Below are 1,642 nucleotides of genomic sequence, written 5' to 3' on the forward strand. Positions count from 1 at the left end.
CGACGGGGGTTCGGCCGAGTCGACCGGGCTGTACCGGGCGGTGCTGCCGTCCGTCGGTCAGGAGCACGACCCCTCCGACGTCGGGGACCACCTGGTCGACGTGGTCGGTGAGGCCGGTCGCACGGTCGGCTTCACCTGGTACTACCACCAGTCGGTGCACTCGGCCGCGGAGATCGAGGCGGTGGCCGCCGACTTCGCCACCGCGCTGCGGGCCATCGCCGCGGACTGCCGGGGTGCGCTGTGACGACACCGTTGACGCGCAACCGGAACTACACGCTGCTGTGGGGCGGTCAGGCACTGGCCGAGGTCGGGTTCAGCGCCTCGATGTTCGCGCTGCCGCTGCTCGTGCTGGTGCTGACCGGCTCGCCGGTGCTGTCCGGTCTGGTGCTCACCGTGGACGCCACCGCGCAGTTGGTGGTGGGGCTGCCCGCGGGCGCGTTGGTGGACCGGTGGGACCGCCGTCGGATCATGCTGTGCTGCGAGGCCGTCCAGGTGTTCGCCCTGGGCGGGCTCGTGGCGGCGGTGTGGGCCGACGCGCTCACCATCCCGCACGTCATGGCGGTCGCCGCCGTGCTCGGCGTGTGCCGGGCGTTGTTCGAACCCGCCGAGGACGCCTGCCTGCCCCGGCTCGTGCCGGAGTCGCAGCTGGCGACCGCGGTGGCGATGAACAGCGCCCGGTCCTCGCTGGGGCAGATGGCCGGGACGGCGCTGGGCGGCGTGCTGTTCGCCGTCACGCGGTGGCTGCCGTTCCTGGTCGACATGGTCACGCACGCGGTGGCGTTCGTGGCCCTGGTGTTCCTGCGGGTGCCGCCGGCCGAACCGGTCGAGGAGCACCCGCACCTGCTGAAGTCGATCGGCGAGGGCCTGCGGTGGGTGTGGAGCCGCCGCGAGATCCGGGTGACGGCCCTGTGCGCGGTGGTGCTGAACCTGTTCTTCACCGCGTTCTACTGGGTGGTCATCGTGCTGGTGGAGGGCCGGGGCGCGACGCCGGGCGAGATCGGCGTGATGGCCGCGATGCTCGGCGTCGGCGGTGTGCTCGGCGCGCTGGCCGCGCCGTGGCTGCACCGCGTCCTCGGGCCGCACCGGTCGATCGCCGGGGTGTTCTGGGGGTTGGCGCTGCTGATGCCCGGCGCGCTGGTGGTCGAGTCGCCGTACCTGGTCGGCGCGCTGTTCGGCCTGATGAGCTTCCTGGCGCCGACGGCCAACACCACGATCGGCACCCACCAGCTGCTCCTGACCCCGGACGAGCTGCGAGGACGGCTCAGCGGGGTGATGGGGGTGGTCGTCGGCGCGGCCGGCGCCCTCGGCCCCCTGATCGGCGGCGCGCTGATCCAGGCGCTGTCGGCCCGGACCGCCGTGCTGGTGTGCACGGCGGGGATCTTCCTGATCACGATTTTCGTCACGGTCAGCCCGACTCTGCGCGGGTACGCGAAAGCACAAGAGGAGAACAACGCATGAGGGACGACATCGCCTACCAGGTCCTGGTCAACGACGAGGGCCAGTACTCGCTGTGGCCCGCGCACCACGACGTGCCCGCCGGGTGGCGCTTCGAGGGCACCAAGGGCACGAAGGACGAGTGCTCGGCGCACGTCGACGAGGTGTGGACCGACATGCGCCCGGCGTCGTTGCGCGCGGCGATGGA

At 72.2% G+C, this 1,642-nt stretch carries 3 protein-coding genes; all 3 read left to right on the forward strand.

The annotated features are described in order from the left end of the window. Positions 1-244 (forward strand): hypothetical protein (locus tag AB0G02_RS39060; RefSeq protein ID WP_360805210.1); only part of this gene is annotated, 244 nt, incomplete at its 5' end. Continuing rightward, the gene (locus tag AB0G02_RS39065) at positions 241-1,458 is read left to right on the forward strand and encodes an MFS transporter (protein ID WP_360805213.1); all 1,218 of its coding nucleotides are present in this window, start codon (positions 241-243) and stop codon (positions 1,456-1,458) included. The genes AB0G02_RS39060 and AB0G02_RS39065, both read left to right, overlap by 4 nt. Beyond that, positions 1,455-1,642: MbtH family NRPS accessory protein (locus AB0G02_RS39070; protein WP_360805216.1), on the forward strand; the 188-nt coding region annotated here is incomplete at its 3' end. The genes AB0G02_RS39065 and AB0G02_RS39070, both read left to right, overlap by 4 nt.

The sequence above is a fragment of the Actinosynnema sp. NPDC023658 genome, from assembly GCF_040639995.1.
Taxonomy (GTDB): domain Bacteria; phylum Actinomycetota; class Actinomycetes; order Mycobacteriales; family Pseudonocardiaceae; genus Actinosynnema.